The organism is Gordonia hankookensis (assembly GCF_014673215.1).
Taxonomy (GTDB): Bacteria; Actinomycetota; Actinomycetes; order Mycobacteriales; family Mycobacteriaceae; genus Gordonia; species Gordonia hankookensis.
Genome location: NZ_JACWMS010000002.1, coordinates 1,469,185 through 1,484,759, shown reverse-complemented (window position 1 = coordinate 1,484,759; position 15,575 = coordinate 1,469,185). Strand labels below are relative to the sequence as shown.

Below are 15,575 nucleotides of genomic sequence, written 5' to 3'. Positions count from 1 at the left end.
TCACAGGTCGAGTGTGCATTCTCCGGACACGGTGCTGATACATGTCTGGATTCGATCTCCTTCACGATGCTCATCGCCACTGCGCAGGTCGCGCACGTAGCCCCCGGCCAACGGAACAACGCAGGTCTGACAGATGCCCATCCGGCATCCGAACGGCATCTGGATGCCCAGTCCTTCGCCCGCCTCCATGAGTGTTGTGGCACCGTCGATCTCAGTGGTCTTGCCGGACTTGGTGAACGTGACCGTCCCACCTTCACCGCCCACGTCGGTCCGTGCGATGGCGAACCGCTCGATGTGGAGCTGGTCGCGGAGTCCTTCGTCGGCGTAGCGCTCCTCGACGGTGTCGAGCATCGCCACGGGCCCGCAGGCCCAGCATGAACGGTCACGCCAGTCCGGGACCTCGGCATCGAGCTGATCGAGTTCGAACTTACCGTGCTCGCGGGTGAGCTGCAGTTGCAGGCTGTAGGACACCATGTCGGAGTCCATCTCCTCGAGTTCCTCGAGGAAGATGACGTCGTCTCGCGTGGGCGCCGAGTGGACGTGCACGATGTCTGGCTGTTGCTCGCGTGAGCTCACGGACCGGAGCATCGACATGACCGGCGTGATACCACTGCCCGCGGTGAGGAACAGGATGCTGTCGGGCAACGGCTCGGGCAGATGGAAGTCGCCCTTGGGTGCCGCGAGCCGGATGATCGTCCCGGGAGTGACACCGTCGACGAGGTGCGTCGACAGGAACCCGTCGGGATTCGCCTTCACGGTGATCGCGATCTTCCGATCGTCCGAACTTCCGATCGAGGTCAGCGAGTAGGACCGCCAATGCCAGCGCCCGCCGACCTGCAGCCCGATCCCCACGTACTGGCCGGGTTTGTAGGACTCGGGAAAGCCCCACCCGGTGCGGATGGTGACCGTCGCGGAATCCTCGGTCTCACGCTCGACGTGGACGACCCGGCCGCGCAATTCACGCGCGCTCCAGAGCGGGTTGATGAGGTGCAGATAGTCATCGGGCAACAGTGGCGTCGTTGCGCGGGCAATGAGGCCCCGCACGATGTTGACCTCGGGTTTCTTCGCCTCGACGTCGGCCGCCGGGCGCTTGCTCCACTTCAAAAGGTCCATACGGGCTCCTCCCACCTCCTGGTGTACGACTGTACACAGATCGGGCAGCGCGGTCGGAGTGTTCACCGCACATCGGTGGCCCTCAGGTTTCGTCCAGGTCGCTCCCAGACTCGCCCTCTAGCGTTGCTGACATGGCCGCGACTGTCACTGGGCGCAACCCCTCCCTCTCACGCGCAGTGATGGTCGCGGCCGCACTCGTCCTCGCTGCCGCAGGCGTCTTCCTGGTCGCGGTCCGGACACCGACCGGGCAACGCATCGACCAGTGGCTTCTCGACGCGGGCGGGCGCATCCCGAAAGCCGATGTGCCCGCCATCGTCACGATCGACGTCGTCTCCAACCCGCTGCTGTGGCTGGGCGTGGCGGCGGCCGTGGTGGTGCTGATCCAGCTCGGACGGTTTCGCTCACGCGCCGAGGCCCGGCATACGCTGATCGTCACTGCGGCGTTGCTCGCGTTTCCGCCGACGGCCATCGTGGTCGCCCGCATCCTGCGCGATCACGTCCTGACCCGTCCACGACTCCACGATTGGATCACCGAGACGTCCAACTCGGCACCGAGCGGCCATGCCGCCGCGGTCACCGCCGTCGCCGTGGTGCTGATCCTTGCCACACCCCCGGTGCTGCGCCCATTGATCGGCATCGTGCTCGGCGGCTGGGCTGCCGTGATCGGCGTCTCGCTCGTTGCGGCCGGGTGGCATCGCCCCAGCGACGTGGTGATCTCGGTTCTCCTCGTCGCGGCCGCCGGGATGCTGCTCCCCGACCCGTGGCGCGAGCCGCGCCGACGTCGTGTCGGCACGACCTCAGCGAACGGGCCAGACCACTCGTTCGAGCGATCGGCCGTCGACGAGTCGCCCGATGTTGTCGGCCACATCATGGACGCGCCCGACAAAGGTGTCGCGCGTGACGCCGGACGTATGGGGCGTCATCAGCACATTGGGCAGCTGGTGAAAGGGCATGCCTGAAGGTTCCGCGTGATCGCCGACCGACGGGTATCGATACCAGACGTCGATTGCGGCGCCCGCGATCGTGCCGGCCTCCAGCGCTTCGTACAGATCCCGCTCCACCACCAGCGGGCCGCGCCCGACGTTGATCACCAGACCGTCGGGACCGAGCTGGGCGAGCTCCGCCGCGCCGATCATCCCCGTCGTCCGGTCGTTCAGAGGCGCCGACACGACCACCACGTCTGATTCCTTCAGCAGCCGTCCCAGTTCGGAGATGTCGGCGTGCCAGTCGAGTCCCGCAGTGTCACCGACCCGGCCCGATCCCGTGACCGCACATCCGCGGGCACCCATCGCGCCCATCAGATCCGCGGTGCGCCGTCCGATGTGGCCGAAGCCCACATAGCCGATCATCGCGCCACGCATGGTCGGGGGTTGCGGTACTCCGTCCTGATACACCGACGTCGCCCAGGTACCCGATCGCAGCGCCGAGTCCTGTGCGATCAGGCCGCGGCGCAACATCACGGCAGCCGCCAGGATGTACTCCGCAATCGAATCCTCGTGGTGAAAGGTGTTGGCCACCTGAGTGATGGCCGGAAGGTCGTCGAAGGACACCTTGTCGGTGCCCGCACCGCCGGTGTGCACCAGCTGCAATCCCACCCCCGCTCGCGCCATCGCAGGGGTGACCCGACCGCCGATGTAGACGTCGGCATCGGCGAGATCCACGACGAGAGCCGCCTCGTCGAAGGTCGGATGCCACGACAACTCCACACTCGACGGCAGCAGGGACACCAGTAGCTCGCGGTGGGGCAGCAGGTTGCGCTCCCCCACCACCACCTTCAGTGGTCCGGGCACCCGATCACCTCCGCACGAGCGCAGGACGCTTGCTGTCGAACGACCAGTCCGGGATGAGGTACTGCATGCCGACCGCGTCGTCGCGCGCACCGAGTCCCTCGGAGCGGTACAGCTGATGGGCGGCCTCCACTCGGTCCATGTCGAGATCGACGCCGAGACCCGGGCGGTCCGGCACCGTCAGATACCCGTCCACGATCTCGTAGGGCTCGTCGGTGAGCCGCTGTCCGTCCTGCCAGATCCAGTGCGTGTCGATCGCGGTGATGTCACCGGGTGCGGCGGCCGCCACATGGGTGAACATCGCCAACGACACGTCGAAGTGGTTGTTGGAGTGCGATCCCCAGGTGAGACCCCAGGCATCGCAGAGCTGCGCAACACGCACCGAGCCGGCCATGGTCCAGAAATGCGGATCGGCGAGCGGGATGTCGACGGCGTTGGTCCGGATCGTGTGGCCGAGTTCGCGCCAGTCGGTGGCGATCATGTTGGTGGCGGTCGGCAGGCCGGTGGCCCGCTTGAACTCGGCCATGATCTCGCGGCCCGAGTATCGGCCCTCGGGACCGACGGGATCCTCGGCGTACGCGACCACATCGCGCAATCGTCGGCCGATGCGGATCGCCTCGTCGAGGAGCCATCCGCCGTTCGGATCGAGCGTGACCCGCGCCGTCGGAAAGCGTTCGGCGAGCGCGGTCACCACGTCGGCTTCCTCGTCCGGGGCGAGCACGCCGCCCTTGAGCTTGAAGTCGGCGAATCCGTATCGCTTCTGAGCCGCCTCAGCCAGTGCCACCACACCGTCGGCGTCGAGTGCCTCCTGGTGGCGGAGCCGGAACCAGTCGTCGGACTCGTCGGCGCCGTCCGCGTAGTCGAGATCGGTCTTGGTGCGATCGCCGACGAAGAAGAGATAGCCGAGCGCTGCCACTCGATCACGCTGCCTGCCCTCGCCGAGCAGGGCGGCCACCGAGACCTGCAGGTGCTGCCCGAGCAGGTCGAGAAGCGCCGCCTCCACCGCGGTCACGGCATGGATGGTGACGCGCTGATCGAAGGTCTGGTCCCCGCGGCCGCCCTTGTCGCGATCGGCGAAGGTGCGCCGGATGTCCTGGAGTACCGCGTTGTGGTCGCCGATCCGGCGGCCCTCGACGAGCGGCCTGCTGTCGTCGAGGGTGATCCGGATGGGCTCACCGCCGGGGACCTCGCCGACGCCGGTGTTGCCCTCGGAATCGGTGAGGATGACCAGGTTTCGGGTGAAATACGGGGCGTGAGCACCGGACAGGTTCAGCAGCATGCTGTCGCGGCCTGCGACCGGGACAACCCGCATCTCGGTGACCACCGGGGTCGTTGTCGTCATTCTTGGTCCTTTCAGAGAAGTTGCTGCGCGATGAGCAGCACCGCGCCGAGCGTCGACACGACGATCGAGACGATGCGCAGCCGGTTCTTGTCGAGGTGGCGATTCACGTAGCGGGAGGCCACATAGCCGAGGACCACCGCGGGGATGAGCGCCACGAACACGCCGGCGATGTCGCGGTGCAGATTGCCGGTCGCGGCCAGCGCTCCCATCGACATGATGCTTCCGACCAGGAAGAAAGCACTCAGATTGCTTCGCACCGTGGCATTTTCGGCGCCGGAGAGCACCAGCGCCATCGGCGGCCCACCGATCGAGGTCGCCGTGCCGAGCAGACCGGACGCGGCACCCGCGGTGGCGAGGTTGCGCCGCATCGGGGCGGGCTGCCATCCGAGCGAGGCCAGCACCACGCCGCCCAGCACCACCGCCGCGAGCAGCAACGCCAGCCCTCGTTCGGGCAGCCACACCAGGAGCAGCGCTCCGGCGATGGTGCCGGGTACCCGGCCCACCAGCGCCCATCCGGTTCCACGCAGGTCGAGCCCCTCCCGCTCGCGGACCACCACCATCAGGGTGACCACCGTGGCGGACATGATGAGGGTGCCCGGCAGCAGTGCAGGGTCCACCAGCGCAACGACCGGCGCGGCCAGCATGCCCATGCCGAAACCGATCGACGCCTGCATGCACGAGGCCATGCAGACGGCGACGGCGATGACGGCAAACGCCACGACACTCACGCCACGGCGGGCATGCCGAGCGCGACGCGTCCTCGCGGGTGGTAACACTCGGCGACATGCCCCGGCTCGCTCTGGTCGGTGACCGTCGGCGGGACATCGGTCGCGCAGATGTCGGTGGCATGTGCGCAGCGGGTGCGGAACCTGCACCCCGACGGCGGGTTCAGCGGCGACGGCACCTCGCCACTGAGCAGGATGCGCTCGCGGCGGGTGGCGGGATCGAGCGTCGGCGCCGCCGACATCAACGCCTCGGTGTACGGATGGGCCGGGTTGTCGAAAACAGCTTCGGTACCACCTGTTTCGACGATTCTCCCCAGGTACATCACCGCGACACGATCAGCGACGTGACGCACCACCGACAGGTCGTGCGAGATGAAGATGTAGGAGATGTCGAGCTCCTGCTGGAGTTCGTTCAGGAGGTTCAACACCTGCGCCTGCACGGACAGGTCCAGCGCCGAGACCGGCTCGTCGCAGATGATCACCTCGGGATTGAGCGCGAGCGCGCGCGCGATACCGAGGCGCTGGCGCTGACCTCCCGAGAACTCCTGCGGGCTGCGGTGCTCGTCGCTGGGACGCAGGCCGACGAGGTGCAGCAACTCGCGGACCCTGGCAGCCCGGTCCCGCTTACGCGGGTACAGCTCCTTGTGGGTGCGCCACGGCTCCGAGATGATCTCGGCGGCGGTCATCCGATTGTTCAGCGAGGCATACGGATCCTGGAAGACCATCTGCACCTTGCGCCGCAAGGCGAGCAGATCCTTGCCCTTCAGGCGGTACGGATCGGTACCGTCCCAGCGCACGGTGCCGGTGTTCGGACGCTCGAGCATCATCAGGGTGCGTGCGAGAGTCGATTTGCCACAGCCTGATTCACCGACCAGACCGAGGGTCTCACCACGGCGCAGATCGAGGTCGATGCCGTCGAGTGCCCGGAGTTCCTTACGGCCGGACTTGCCCGAGACCGAGAACGTCTTGCCGACGTCGCGGACCTCGAGGACCTGGGTTTCGGTGCTGTCAGCAGGCTTTCGCTCAGACATTGCTGGTCTCCTCGGAGAAGTGGCAGGCCGCGGCCCGGTTGTCACCGACGTCGATGAGGGCGGGGCGCTGCTGGACGCACAGACTGCGGGCGATCGGGCAGCGCGCCTGATAGACGCAGCCGGATGGGATCGAGTGCAGGTCGGGCGGGGTACCGCCGATGGATTTGAGGTCGGCACCGCGTTCGGCGCTGACCGGTACCGAATCCAGAAGTCCCTTGGTGTAGGGGTGTTTCGGATTCCCGAACACCTCGGCGACCGGACCGGTCTCGACGACGTTGCCTGCGTACATGATCGCCACGCGATCCGCTTGCTCGGCGACCAGAGCCAGATCGTGCGTGATGAGGACGACGGCCATGTCGTGTTCTTCGCGCAGCCGTTGCAGCAGCGCCATGATCTGCGCCTGCACGGTCACGTCGAGAGCGGTGGTCGGCTCGTCGGCGAGCAGGACCTTGGGACTCAACGCGACGGCCATGGCGATGAGCAGTCGCTGCCGCATGCCGCCCGAGAACTGATGGGGGTAGGAGTCGATCCGGGACTCCGGTTCGGGGATGCCGACGTGCCGCATCAGTTCGATGGCCTCGTGCCGGGCCTTCTTCCGCGACATCTTGCGGTGGATGCGGAAGGGCTCGGCGAGTTGGGTGCCCACCGGGTACACCGGATTGAGCGCGGTGAGCGCATCCTGGAAGACGATGGCGAGCTCGGTGCCGGCCATCTGGCGCCGCACCGACTCCTTGGCGGTGACGAGGTCGACGTCGTCGATGGTGATCGAGCCGTCGGCGACCTCGGCGATCGGATCGAGCAGGCCGACCAGGGCCTGCGCCGTCATCGACTTGCCGCATCCGGATTCACCGAGCAACGCGAGGGTCTCGCCGCGGCGGGCACGGAAGGACACGTGGTCGACGGCCCGCACGGTCCCCGTGGGGGTCCGCAGGTCGACGGTCAGGTCCGCCACGTCGAGTGCGACGCGATCGTCGGTGCCGGCTCCGGACCGGTCGAGTGTGGGGGCGCTCATCGCACTGCCTTTCGTGAGGAGAAGACGCGCTTACGGGCCTTGGGGGTGGTGAGGCGCCAGCGCTGCCCGGGGTCGGTGGCGATCCGGGCCCAGGCGGCGAGCAGCGTGGCCGACACGGTGGTGATCACGATCGCCAGGCCGGGGAAGAACGAGAGCCACCACGCGGTCTGCAGGTACGTGCGTCCCTGCGAGACCATCAGGCCCCAGCTGATGTCCGGCGGCTGGATGCCGATACCGAGGAAGCTCAGCGACGACTCGGCCAGCATCACGTAGCAGAAATCGAGGGTCGCGACGGTGAGCAACGTCGGGAGCAGGATCGGCAGCACGTGCCCACGGAGGATCTGGCCACTGCCGGCGCCGAAGGTGCGAGCGGCGTCGACGAAGACGCGACTCTGGAGTTCCGCCGATTCGGCTCGTGCGGTGCGCAGGTAGATCGGGATGCGGGTGATCGCGAGTACCGCGACGATGTTCGCCGCGCTCGGCGAGAACACGAACAGCACCACGACGGCCAGCAGCAACGACGGGAAGCTCATGATGACGTCGGCGACGCGCATCGCGGTGGTCTCGCGCCAGCCACGGTGGTAGCCGGCCCACATTCCGACGGCGGAGCCGATGACACACGAGATGAGTACGGCGGGCAGCGACACCATCAAGGTCGTCTGGCAGGCGACGATGAGTCGGGCGAGCATGCTGCGTCCGAGCGGATCGGTGCCGAGGATGTTCATCCAGCCGGTGTCGAGGTTGAACGGCGCCAGGTTGGACTCGTCGAGATTCTGGTCGGTGGCGGCATCCCCGACCAGCCAGGGACCGAAGATCGCGACGAGCAGCACGAAGGCCAGGATGACCGCGGCGACGGTGGCGAACTTGTCGCGCAGCAGCAGTCGCCACATGGGCATCTGGCCGGCGGGGGCCTTCTTGGTGGCGACGGAGTCGCCCAAGGGATCGGTCGAGGCGACGGGACTGGTCGTGTCGAGTGGATCGGTGACGATGGACATGTGGGCTCCTTGAGTTCCTTGCGCCTCTAGACCGTGGCCTTGTCGCGAACCCGCGGATCGAGGAGGGCGAGCCCCGCATCGATCACGATGTTCAGGATGAAGATGCTGACGGCGGTCAGCAGCACGGCCGCCTGCAGGACTGCGAAGTCGCGCTGGAGAATCGAATCGATCATCAACTTGCCGATGCCCGGCCATCCGAAGATCGCCTCGACCACCACCGCACCGTTGATCAGACCGACGGCGAGGTCGCCTGCGACCGTGAGGGCCGGCGCGGCAGCGTTCCGCAATGCATGATGGCTCACCACGCGCAGATCGCCTGCGCCCTTGCTGCGGGCGACCTTCACATAGGGCGCCGACAGAGCCGACACCATGGCTCCCCGGACCACCTGCGTGAGCACGCCGAGTGGTCGGATCATCAGCGTGGCGATCGGTAGGACCCACGCGAGCACACCGCCGGTTCCCGACGTCGGAAGCCACCCGAGGACGACGGCGAAGATCCAGATGCCGGTGATCGCGAACCAGAAGTCGGGAACGCTGGCAGCGGTCATCGACAGCAGGCTGGAGAACCGGTCGGCGAGCGAGTTCGGACGGTAGGCGGCCCAGCAGCCGATGATCACCGATGCGATGATCGAGAGCAGCAGGGTCACGAAGGCCAGTTGCAGGGTGGCGGGAAAGGCCTTGAGCGCCATGCCCGCAGCCTCTTGACCGGTCTTGAGTGACTCACCGAAGTCGAGGTGTATGACGCCGGAGAAGTAGTCGAACATCTGCTGCCAGATCGGCTTGTCGAGACCGTGAGCCGCCGCGAACTCGGCTCGCTGGTCCGGGGTGGCCGAGACGGGCAGATACAGGTTGGTGGGATCGCCGGTGAGGCGGGCCATGAAGAACACGCCGAACAGGACGATGATCAGCGGGATCAGGCTGGTGTACATCCGGCGCCGGAGGAAGGTGAACATCGGTCATCGCCTCTATTTCAGTCGTTCTGGGAGGTCGCGTGGGTCATCTCGGCCAGGCGCATCTCATCGCCGGTCGCCGAGTTGGGCTGGTAGTCGACTTTCTTCGACTTGGCCAGTACGGCTTCCATGTGCGCGATGTAGGCATACTGGCGGATCTTGGCGGGTTCGTCGGCGAGCACTTTCGCGAGGGCGGCCTGACGGGCGTCACCGGTCAGCGCCTCGGCGGCGAGTATCTCCTTGTCGTATGCCGCTGTGCCGTAGGTGCTCTGGTAGCCGTCGCTGAGCATGTACTGGTCCAGGGTGAACTGGGTGTCACCGGCCTGGTTGCCGTGCATGATCATCAGCAGAACCGGCCCGGAGCCCGGCACGAACGGCCTGGTCTGGTACTGCATCTGCCCCGAGGTGTCCATCATCTCGATCTTGACGTTGAGCCCGATCTTGCTGAGCGAGAACTGGATCGCCTCGATCGTCTCGTTGATCTTGGGGAACTGACCGGTTCGGCCGATGAGGCGGATGGTGCGGTCGACCGGCACCCCGTCGGCGCGCGCCTCGTCGATGAGCTTCTTGGCGTGCGCGAGGTCGTATGGCGTGGGCGTCAACTCGTCGTTGTAACCGACGATGCCCTTGCCGACGAGCTCTGCCGCAGGCTTGCCGAGCCCCTGGAACAGTGCCTTGACGACGCCGTCACGGTTGATCGAATAGTCGATGGCCTCGCGGACCCGGATGTCATCGAGCGGCGCGTCCGTCGCCTGCATACGCAGTGCGGTGGTCTCGTTGTTGACGTATGCGGTGCCGAGGTCGCCTGCTCCGTCCTCGGGGCCGAGCGAGGTGGCCAGGTCGGCCTCGTCGTTGGTGACCATGGCCGCCCGCACACTGCCCTCGGCACGCCACTGATAGATGGCGCGGCTGTATTGCGGCGCGACACCGTGGTAGTTCGGGTTGGCCTTGAGCGCGATCCGTTGTCCGGAGTCCCAGAAATCGACCATGTAGGGCCCGGTGCCGATCGGCTGACGCACCTTGGCGTCGGGGTCGGTGGTACGCGGGACCATTTCGATGAACGAGATCCGCAGCGGAAGGATCGGGTCGGGCTTCTCGGTGCGGACCTCGACGGTGTTGGGGTCGACGACGTTCACCTCGGTCTTGCTGTCGTCGAAGACGTAGCCGTTCACGTCGCAGCCGATCGCCCCGTTGAAGGTGCGCTTGATCGAGAACGCCGCGTCCTGCGCGTCGAAGGTGGCACCGTTGCTGAACTTGACTCCGGACACCGTGGTGAAGCGCCAGACGTTCGGTTCCACCTGCTTCCACGAGCTGGCCAGCTTCGGCTGCAGGTCACCGCTGCCCGGATCACGCACGATCAGCGGTTCGGTGATGTTGGAGCGGACCACCACGCCGGTAGCCGTCAACGACGCATCGCAGGGTTCCAGCGTCGGGGGCTCCTGCGGGAGGACGATGCGCAGCGTGTCGGGGCTGGCGGACTCGCCTTGGGTCGTGTTGGCGACGCTGCAACCGCTGACGGCCAGCATCGCCGCCGCCGACACGGCCAACGCGCCGGCAATGCGGCGACGTCGCGGGGATCGCATGGCTGCGATCTGCATGGGGACCTCCGATGAACAGAACTGCAAAGTGACTCGCGGGGGGCTGGTCCGCGGTTGTGACGGTAGACACACGCTAGGAGCGCTCGATCGGCGGCGTCAACAGCGCAAAAGGGCCGTCAACTGCGATTTTGGCGAGTTGTCACCCCTCGCGCGGCGTCGACGCCATTGCGTCGCCGGCCCCCGAAACCGCCCCTGACCTGTCGGTTCTCCGACACCTCGGTGCGTCCGTCGAATCGTCGGCGGGACGTTCATACAGTTTGGGTATCGATCCATGTTATTTGCGTGTTGGACAGGTATTCAGCGGCCCACATACCGTGAACTCATCCAGTAGAGGACATCTGTGTCCCCGACGGTCGAGGAGGACCGATGAGCAGCAGCCTCGCCAACACTTCGGAATCACACGATGTCGTTGTCGGACAAGACCTTCCAGAGTCCGCAGGAAGGGTCTTGCGAGTCGGTCCGCTCAAGCCCTCGCTCGAGGAGACCCTGGCAGGCGACTTCCGCGCCGAACGCCTGCCCGACGGAGACGCCCGTGCGTCCTTCCTTGCCGAGTACGGCGAGGAGGTGACCGCCGTGGTCACCTCGGGGCGGACCGGCGTCGACGCCGACCTGATGGCCGCGCTGCCGAATCTCGGCTCGATCGTGCACTTCGGCGTCGGGTACGACACCACCGACGTGGACCGTGCAGCCGAGCTGGGCATCGGCGTCAGCAACACCCCCGACGTGCTCACCGACTGTGTGGCCGACACTGCTGTCGGCCTCGTACTCGACACCATGCGCGGATTCACCGCGGCCGACCGATTCGTGCGCGCCGGCCGTTGGCCCGTCGAAGGCAATGTCCCGTTGACGCGCAAGGTATCCGGCGCAAGGGTCGGCATCCTGGGCCTCGGGCGGATCGGCTCCGCGATCGCGGACCGGTTGACCGCGTTCGGATGCACCATCGCCTACCACAACCGCCGTGTCGTCGACGGTTCCCCGTTCCGGTACGTGGCATCACCTGCGGAGTTGGCCGCATCCGTCGATGTACTCATCGTCGCGGCGGCGGGCGGCGCGGGCACGCGGCATCTCGTCGACCGGGAGGTCCTGGACGCGCTGGGCGCCAACGGTTTCCTGATCAATGTCGCACGCGGCAGCGTCGTCGACGAGGACGCCCTGGTGGAGCTGCTGCAGAACGGACGACTCGCGGGCGCCGGACTCGACGTGTTCGCCCACGAGCCCGAGGTCCCCGCCGCGCTGCTGGAACTCGACAACGTCGTCCTGCTCCCTCATCTGGCCAGCGGCACCGTCGAGACGCGCGCGGCGATGGAAGAACTGACCCTGCAGAACCTCGACACCTATCTCCGAACCGGCGACCTGGTCACCCCCGTGGTTGCGCCGGATCCGACCCTCCGCGGAAAGGAATCGCGATGAGCGTGATCCTGAGTTATCTCCCGACCCCAGAAGGGCGGGGCGCCCTCCCGTTCGGCTTCGCCGAAGCCCGGATGCGGGGAGTGGAGGTGCTGGTGGTCGCCGACGGCGACAGTGCATCCCAACCGGAGTTCCTGGTGGACGTCGAGAACGCACGCTCGACGGCCGAGGCCGAGGACGTGTCCTACCGTGTCGCGAAGAACGATCCGGGTCTGTCGCACGCGGATCAGCTCATCGACGCCTCCTACGACGACGCAGTCGAGCTGTTGGTGATCGGCCAGAGGCGCCGCTCTCCGGTCGGCAAGCTGCTGACCGGCAGCGTGGTGCAGCGTGTGTTGCTCGACGCCCAGTGCCCCGTCGTGGCGGTCAAGCCGCCGGTCCGCGCCGCTGTGTAGTTCTGTCCCGTCAGATCCATTCGCGTTCGGGCAGAACGTCTTTCATGAGTCTCGTCAACGCCGGGTTGGGATTGTCGGCCCGCCAGGCGACATTCATCTGCACCGGGCGATCGCGGATCGCCGTCACCTCTTTGAAGACCACGCCGTCCGGGTGCATCGTCATCGCCGACTCCGGGACCAGTGAGATCCCGAGGCCGGAATGCACCAGGACCAGCATCGTGTGCACCTGGGTCACGTACTGGACATAGCGCGGCGAGGCCCCGACGGCAGTGAAGGTGCTGATGAGCAGCTCGTTGAAATAGCGCGCATCCGTCGGTGAGTACATGATCACCGCCTGGCCGTCGAAGTCCTCGATCGCCAGGTGCTCGACCGCCGCCAGTTCATGGTCGGCCGGCAGCGCCGCCACGAGGCGTTCATGGTGCAGCGGCCGGGTGTTGATGCCGGGTCGCGAGATCGGCGGTCGCACGATCCCGAGATCGAGGTCGCCGCCCGCGAGCGCCTCGACCTGGGCCGCGGTGACCATCTCGCGGAGCACCAACCGGACATCGGGCAACTTCTCGCGCGCGTGCTGCATCAAGCGGGGTAGCACTGCGCGAGCCGAGGCACCGGTGAACCCGATGTTGACCGTGCCCAGGTCGCCGGCCGGAACCCGGCGGACCGTGAGAGCGGCGCCCTCGGCCAGCGCGACGATCCGCCGTGCGTCGGGCAGGAACGCCGTCCCGGCCGCGGTGAGCGACACCGCCCGGCTGCTGCGCTCGATCAGTTGCACGCCGAGTTCGTGCTCGAGCTGCTGGATCTGGCGACTCAGGGGCGGCTGGGTCATGTGGAGGCGTTCGGCGGCCCGACCGAAGTGGAGTTCCTCGGCGACGGCGATGAAGCACGAGAGGCGCGACAAGGAGAACATCGATCCACTTTCGGCATCACAGCACGGCGATCTACCGCGCTCAGTGGATCACGCTAGCGCACCCAGAGCCACCCTTTCTGGCAAAGCGCCCGGTTCGATGTCGGCCGCCACTCACCAGCGCGGGCAGGTGTTCGCGAAACTCGGATCGATCGACTGCATGTAGCCGGTGTCGTCGCGGTCGCGGATGCCGCAGTCGATGTACTGCTGGTGCAGACGATCCAGCGCCGCCTCGTCGATCTCGACGCCGAGCCCTGGCCCGGTGGGCACCGGCACCGCACCGTCGACAAAGCTCAATGCACCGGGCTCGACGACGTCTTCGTTCTTCCACGGCCAATGCGTGTCGCAGGCGTAGGTCAGGTTGGGTGTCGCCGCAGCGAGGTGCACCATGGCGGCCAGGCTGATCCCCAGGTGCGAGTTCGAATGCATCGACAACCCCATCCCGAAGGTGTCGCAGATGGCCGCGAGCTGCCGTGACCGCTGGAGCCCGCCCCAGTAGTGGTGATCCGACAGCACCACCGAGACGGAGTTCTTCCGCACGGCCGGCTTGAGGTGATCGAAGGCGACGACGCACATGTTGGTGGCCAGCGGCATCTTCGCCTCGGCGGCCACCTCGGCCATGCCGTCGAGCCCGGGGGTCGGGTCCTCGAGGTACTCGACGATGCCGTCGAGTTCCGCGGCCACGCGCACCGACGTGTCCACCGTCCAGGCAGCATTCGGATCCAGGCGCAGCGGGATGCCCGGAAACTCGGCATGCAGGGCCTTGATGGCGGCGATCTCCTCGTCGGGCGCGAACACGCCTCCTTTGAGTTTGATCGCGGTGAAGCCGTACTCGTCGATCATCCGGTGCGCCTGACGGATCAGGCCTACGGGATCGATGGCCTCACCCCACGAGTCCTCCGCGGCGCCGGGATGGCCGGCCCACTTGTAGAACAGGTAGGCACTGAACGGGACCCGGTCGCGCACGGCGCCACCGAGCAGGTCGCTCACTGGCCGGCCGAGCACCTTGCCCTGGAGATCGAGACAGGCCACCTCGAAGGGTGAGAACACCCGGTCGGTGGTACTGGCTGTCGTGATCATGCCCGCGACACCATCGCCACCGGTCACCGACAGCTGCGAAACCCGCTCATCGATGACGGCGCGGATCCGGTTGAGCGCGAATACATCGAGGCCGATGATGGCCTCGGCCGCCGCTTCCATCCGGGTGATGTGAGCGGAGTCGGCGTAGGTCTCCCCCAACCCACGCATACCGTCGTCGGTCTCGATCTGGATGATCGCGCGCAACGCATACGGCTGGTGGACGCCGACGGTGTTGAGCAGCGGCGGGTCGACGAAGGCCACCGGAGTGACGGTGACCCGGGTGATGGTGGACGACATCAGGCCGTCGCGTTCGCCGCGAGGGAGCCGGCCAGCACCGCACGTCCGGCAGCGGTGATCCGTTCGAGCTCCACCTGATGCTCGGGGGTGAGCGGCACCAGCGGCGCACGCACGGGCCCCGCGTCGAGTCCTTCCATCGTGACGCCGTGCTTCACCAGCGAGACCGCGTAACCCGGCACCTTGTTCCGCAGCCGCACGAGCGGGTGGAAGAAGTCGCGGAGCAGGGCATCGGTCAACTCGGTGTTGTCGTTCTCCAGCGAGTTGTAGAAGGCCAGCGCGAGCTCCGGGGCGAAGGCAAAGGTCGCCGACGAGTAGAGGGTGACGCCGATGGCGCGGTAGGCCTGCTGAGTGATCTCCGCGGTCGGGAGTCCGTTGAAGAAGAGGAACTCCTTGCCCGAGTCGGCCAACGCATCCTTCACCGCGATGACGATGCGGGCAACATTGTCGAGATCGCCTGTCCCGTCCTTGAATCCGATCACGGTCGGCAGCTTCGCGACCTCGACGGCCGACGCCTCGTCGAACACCGCATTGCCGCGGTTGTAGACGATCAGCGGAAGATCGGTGGTCTGCGCGACCGTACGCGCATACTCCACCAGACCCGCGGCGGGCATCGTCACCAGGTAGGGCGGGAGCAGCAGAATGCCATCGGCACCATGCGCTTTGGCGCTGGCGGCGAACTCGCGGGCCTGGACGAGGGAGCCACCCGCCCCGGCGAAGACGGGCACCCGACCGCCGACGGCGTCGACAGCGCACTGGACGATCTTTCCGAACTCATCGAGCCCGAGCGCGTGGAACTCGCCGGTACCGCAGGCGACAAAGACCCCACCCGGCCCGGCCGCGACGCCGCGGTCGATGTGCTCGGCGAGACGCCGGTAGTCGACCTCTCCGTTGCTGTCGAAGGGGGTGACGGGAAAGAACAAGACGCCGTTGAGCATTGGGACT

14 protein-coding genes and 1 pseudogene are annotated in these 15,575 nt (G+C 66.9%); 3 read left to right on the top strand and 12 right to left on the bottom strand.

The window, feature by feature from the left end; genetic code table 11:
- Positions 1 to 1,113 (bottom strand): ferredoxin reductase, encoded by a 1,113-nt coding sequence (locus IDF66_RS13965; protein WP_164310295.1) that lies wholly within the window; start codon positions 1,111 to 1,113, stop codon positions 1 to 3.
- Between the two features lie 131 nt (positions 1,114 to 1,244).
- Here IDF66_RS13965 and IDF66_RS23835 point away from each other — a divergent pair.
- A pseudogene (locus tag IDF66_RS23835) lies at positions 1,245 to 1,847 on the top strand (phosphatase PAP2 family protein); the annotation flags it as partial.
- 63 nt (positions 1,848 to 1,910) lie between these two features.
- Here IDF66_RS23835 and IDF66_RS13960 read toward each other — a convergent pair.
- From IDF66_RS13960 to IDF66_RS13925, 8 genes are read right to left on the bottom strand one after another with little or no spacing between them, the layout of a single operon-like run.
- Complete coding sequence (locus IDF66_RS13960; protein WP_190267506.1) at positions 1,911 to 2,891, bottom strand: 2-hydroxyacid dehydrogenase; 981 nt, start codon at positions 2,889 to 2,891, stop codon at positions 1,911 to 1,913.
- Positions 2,892 to 2,907: 16 nt separating this feature from the next.
- The gene (locus IDF66_RS13955) at positions 2,908 to 4,242 is read right to left on the bottom strand and encodes an enolase C-terminal domain-like protein (protein WP_190267290.1); all 1,335 of its coding nucleotides are present in this window, start codon (positions 4,240 to 4,242) and stop codon (positions 2,908 to 2,910) included.
- 11 nt (positions 4,243 to 4,253) lie between these two features.
- Positions 4,254 to 4,970: a sulfite exporter TauE/SafE family protein gene (locus tag IDF66_RS13950; protein ID WP_164310292.1), complete on the bottom strand. Its 717-nt coding sequence runs from the start codon at positions 4,968 to 4,970 to the stop codon at positions 4,254 to 4,256.
- Complete coding sequence (locus tag IDF66_RS13945) at positions 4,967 to 5,998, bottom strand: ABC transporter ATP-binding protein (RefSeq protein ID WP_190267289.1); 1,032 nt, start codon at positions 5,996 to 5,998, stop codon at positions 4,967 to 4,969. The genes IDF66_RS13950 and IDF66_RS13945 overlap by 4 nt, the downstream gene beginning before the upstream one ends.
- Entirely contained in the window at positions 5,991 to 7,010 is a 1,020-nt protein-coding gene (locus IDF66_RS13940; RefSeq protein ID WP_164310290.1) for an ABC transporter ATP-binding protein, read from the bottom strand. The genes IDF66_RS13945 and IDF66_RS13940 overlap by 8 nt, the downstream gene beginning before the upstream one ends.
- The gene (locus tag IDF66_RS13935; RefSeq protein ID WP_190267288.1) at positions 7,007 to 8,005 is read right to left on the bottom strand and encodes an ABC transporter permease; all 999 of its coding nucleotides are present in this window, start codon (positions 8,003 to 8,005) and stop codon (positions 7,007 to 7,009) included. The genes IDF66_RS13940 and IDF66_RS13935 overlap by 4 nt, the downstream gene beginning before the upstream one ends.
- A gap of 26 nt (positions 8,006 to 8,031) precedes the next feature.
- Positions 8,032 to 8,958, bottom strand: coding sequence for an ABC transporter permease (locus tag IDF66_RS13930; protein ID WP_190267287.1), 927 nt, complete (start codon positions 8,956 to 8,958; stop codon positions 8,032 to 8,034).
- Between the two features lie 17 nt (positions 8,959 to 8,975).
- Positions 8,976 to 10,553, bottom strand: a complete 1,578-nt coding sequence (locus tag IDF66_RS13925; protein ID WP_190267286.1) for an ABC transporter substrate-binding protein — start codon at positions 10,551 to 10,553, stop codon at positions 8,976 to 8,978.
- 366 nt (positions 10,554 to 10,919) lie between these two features.
- On the opposite strand from IDF66_RS13925, the gene IDF66_RS13920 reads away from it, so the two are divergent.
- Together IDF66_RS13920 and IDF66_RS13915 are read left to right on the top strand one after the other, a co-directional pair.
- Positions 10,920 to 11,963 carry a 2-hydroxyacid dehydrogenase gene (locus IDF66_RS13920; RefSeq protein ID WP_190267285.1) on the top strand — a complete coding sequence of 348 codons (1,044 nt, stop codon included), beginning with the start codon at positions 10,920 to 10,922 and terminating at the stop codon, positions 11,961 to 11,963.
- Positions 11,960 to 12,355, top strand: a complete 396-nt coding sequence (locus IDF66_RS13915) for a universal stress protein (RefSeq protein ID WP_190267284.1) — start codon at positions 11,960 to 11,962, stop codon at positions 12,353 to 12,355. The genes IDF66_RS13920 and IDF66_RS13915 overlap by 4 nt, the downstream gene beginning before the upstream one ends.
- A 10-nt stretch (positions 12,356 to 12,365) precedes the next feature.
- On the opposite strand, the gene IDF66_RS13910 is transcribed toward IDF66_RS13915, so the two are convergent.
- The 3 genes from IDF66_RS13910 to IDF66_RS13900 all read right to left on the bottom strand — a co-directional run bounded on the left by IDF66_RS13910 (position 12,366) and on the right by IDF66_RS13900 (position 15,568).
- On the bottom strand, positions 12,366 to 13,259 hold the full coding sequence (locus IDF66_RS13910) for a LysR substrate-binding domain-containing protein (RefSeq protein WP_190267283.1): 894 nt from the start codon (positions 13,257 to 13,259) through the stop codon (positions 12,366 to 12,368).
- Between the two features lie 111 nt (positions 13,260 to 13,370).
- Positions 13,371 to 14,633 (bottom strand): glucarate dehydratase family protein, encoded by a 1,263-nt coding sequence (locus IDF66_RS13905; protein WP_190267282.1) that lies wholly within the window; start codon positions 14,631 to 14,633, stop codon positions 13,371 to 13,373.
- Positions 14,633 to 15,568 carry a 5-dehydro-4-deoxyglucarate dehydratase gene (locus IDF66_RS13900; protein WP_190267281.1) on the bottom strand — a complete coding sequence of 312 codons (936 nt, stop codon included), beginning with the start codon at positions 15,566 to 15,568 and terminating at the stop codon, positions 14,633 to 14,635. The genes IDF66_RS13905 and IDF66_RS13900 overlap by 1 nt, the downstream gene beginning before the upstream one ends.
- Positions 15,569 to 15,575 lie beyond the last annotated feature (7 nt).

What these genes read in the sequence shown, in the direction of transcription:
- IDF66_RS13965 (WP_164310295.1), bottom strand. Translation starts at nt 1,113, where the DNA reads ATGGACCTTTTGAAGTGGAGCAAGCGCCCGGCGGCCGACGTCGAGGCG.
- IDF66_RS13955 (WP_190267290.1), bottom strand. Translation starts at nt 4,242, where the DNA reads ATGACGACAACGACCCCGGTGGTCACCGAGATGCGGGTTGTCCCGGTC.
- IDF66_RS13945 (WP_190267289.1), bottom strand. Translation starts at nt 5,998, where the DNA reads ATGTCTGAGCGAAAGCCTGCTGACAGCACCGAAACCCAGGTCCTCGAG.
- IDF66_RS13940 (WP_164310290.1), bottom strand. Translation starts at nt 7,010, where the DNA reads ATGAGCGCCCCCACACTCGACCGGTCCGGAGCCGGCACCGACGATCGC.
- IDF66_RS13935 (WP_190267288.1), bottom strand. Translation starts at nt 8,005, where the DNA reads ATGTCCATCGTCACCGATCCACTCGACACGACCAGTCCCGTCGCCTCG.
- IDF66_RS13930 (WP_190267287.1), bottom strand. Translation starts at nt 8,958, where the DNA reads ATGTTCACCTTCCTCCGGCGCCGGATGTACACCAGCCTGATCCCGCTG.
- IDF66_RS13925 (WP_190267286.1), bottom strand. Translation starts at nt 10,553, where the DNA reads ATGCAGATCGCAGCCATGCGATCCCCGCGACGTCGCCGCATTGCCGGC.
- IDF66_RS13920 (WP_190267285.1), top strand. Translation starts at nt 10,920, where the DNA reads ATGAGCAGCAGCCTCGCCAACACTTCGGAATCACACGATGTCGTTGTC.
- IDF66_RS13915 (WP_190267284.1), top strand. Translation starts at nt 11,960, where the DNA reads ATGAGCGTGATCCTGAGTTATCTCCCGACCCCAGAAGGGCGGGGCGCC.
- IDF66_RS13910 (WP_190267283.1), bottom strand. Translation starts at nt 13,259, where the DNA reads ATGTTCTCCTTGTCGCGCCTCTCGTGCTTCATCGCCGTCGCCGAGGAA.
- IDF66_RS13905 (WP_190267282.1), bottom strand. Translation starts at nt 14,633, where the DNA reads ATGTCGTCCACCATCACCCGGGTCACCGTCACTCCGGTGGCCTTCGTC.
- IDF66_RS13900 (WP_190267281.1), bottom strand. Translation starts at nt 15,568, where the DNA reads ATGCTCAACGGCGTCTTGTTCTTTCCCGTCACCCCCTTCGACAGCAAC.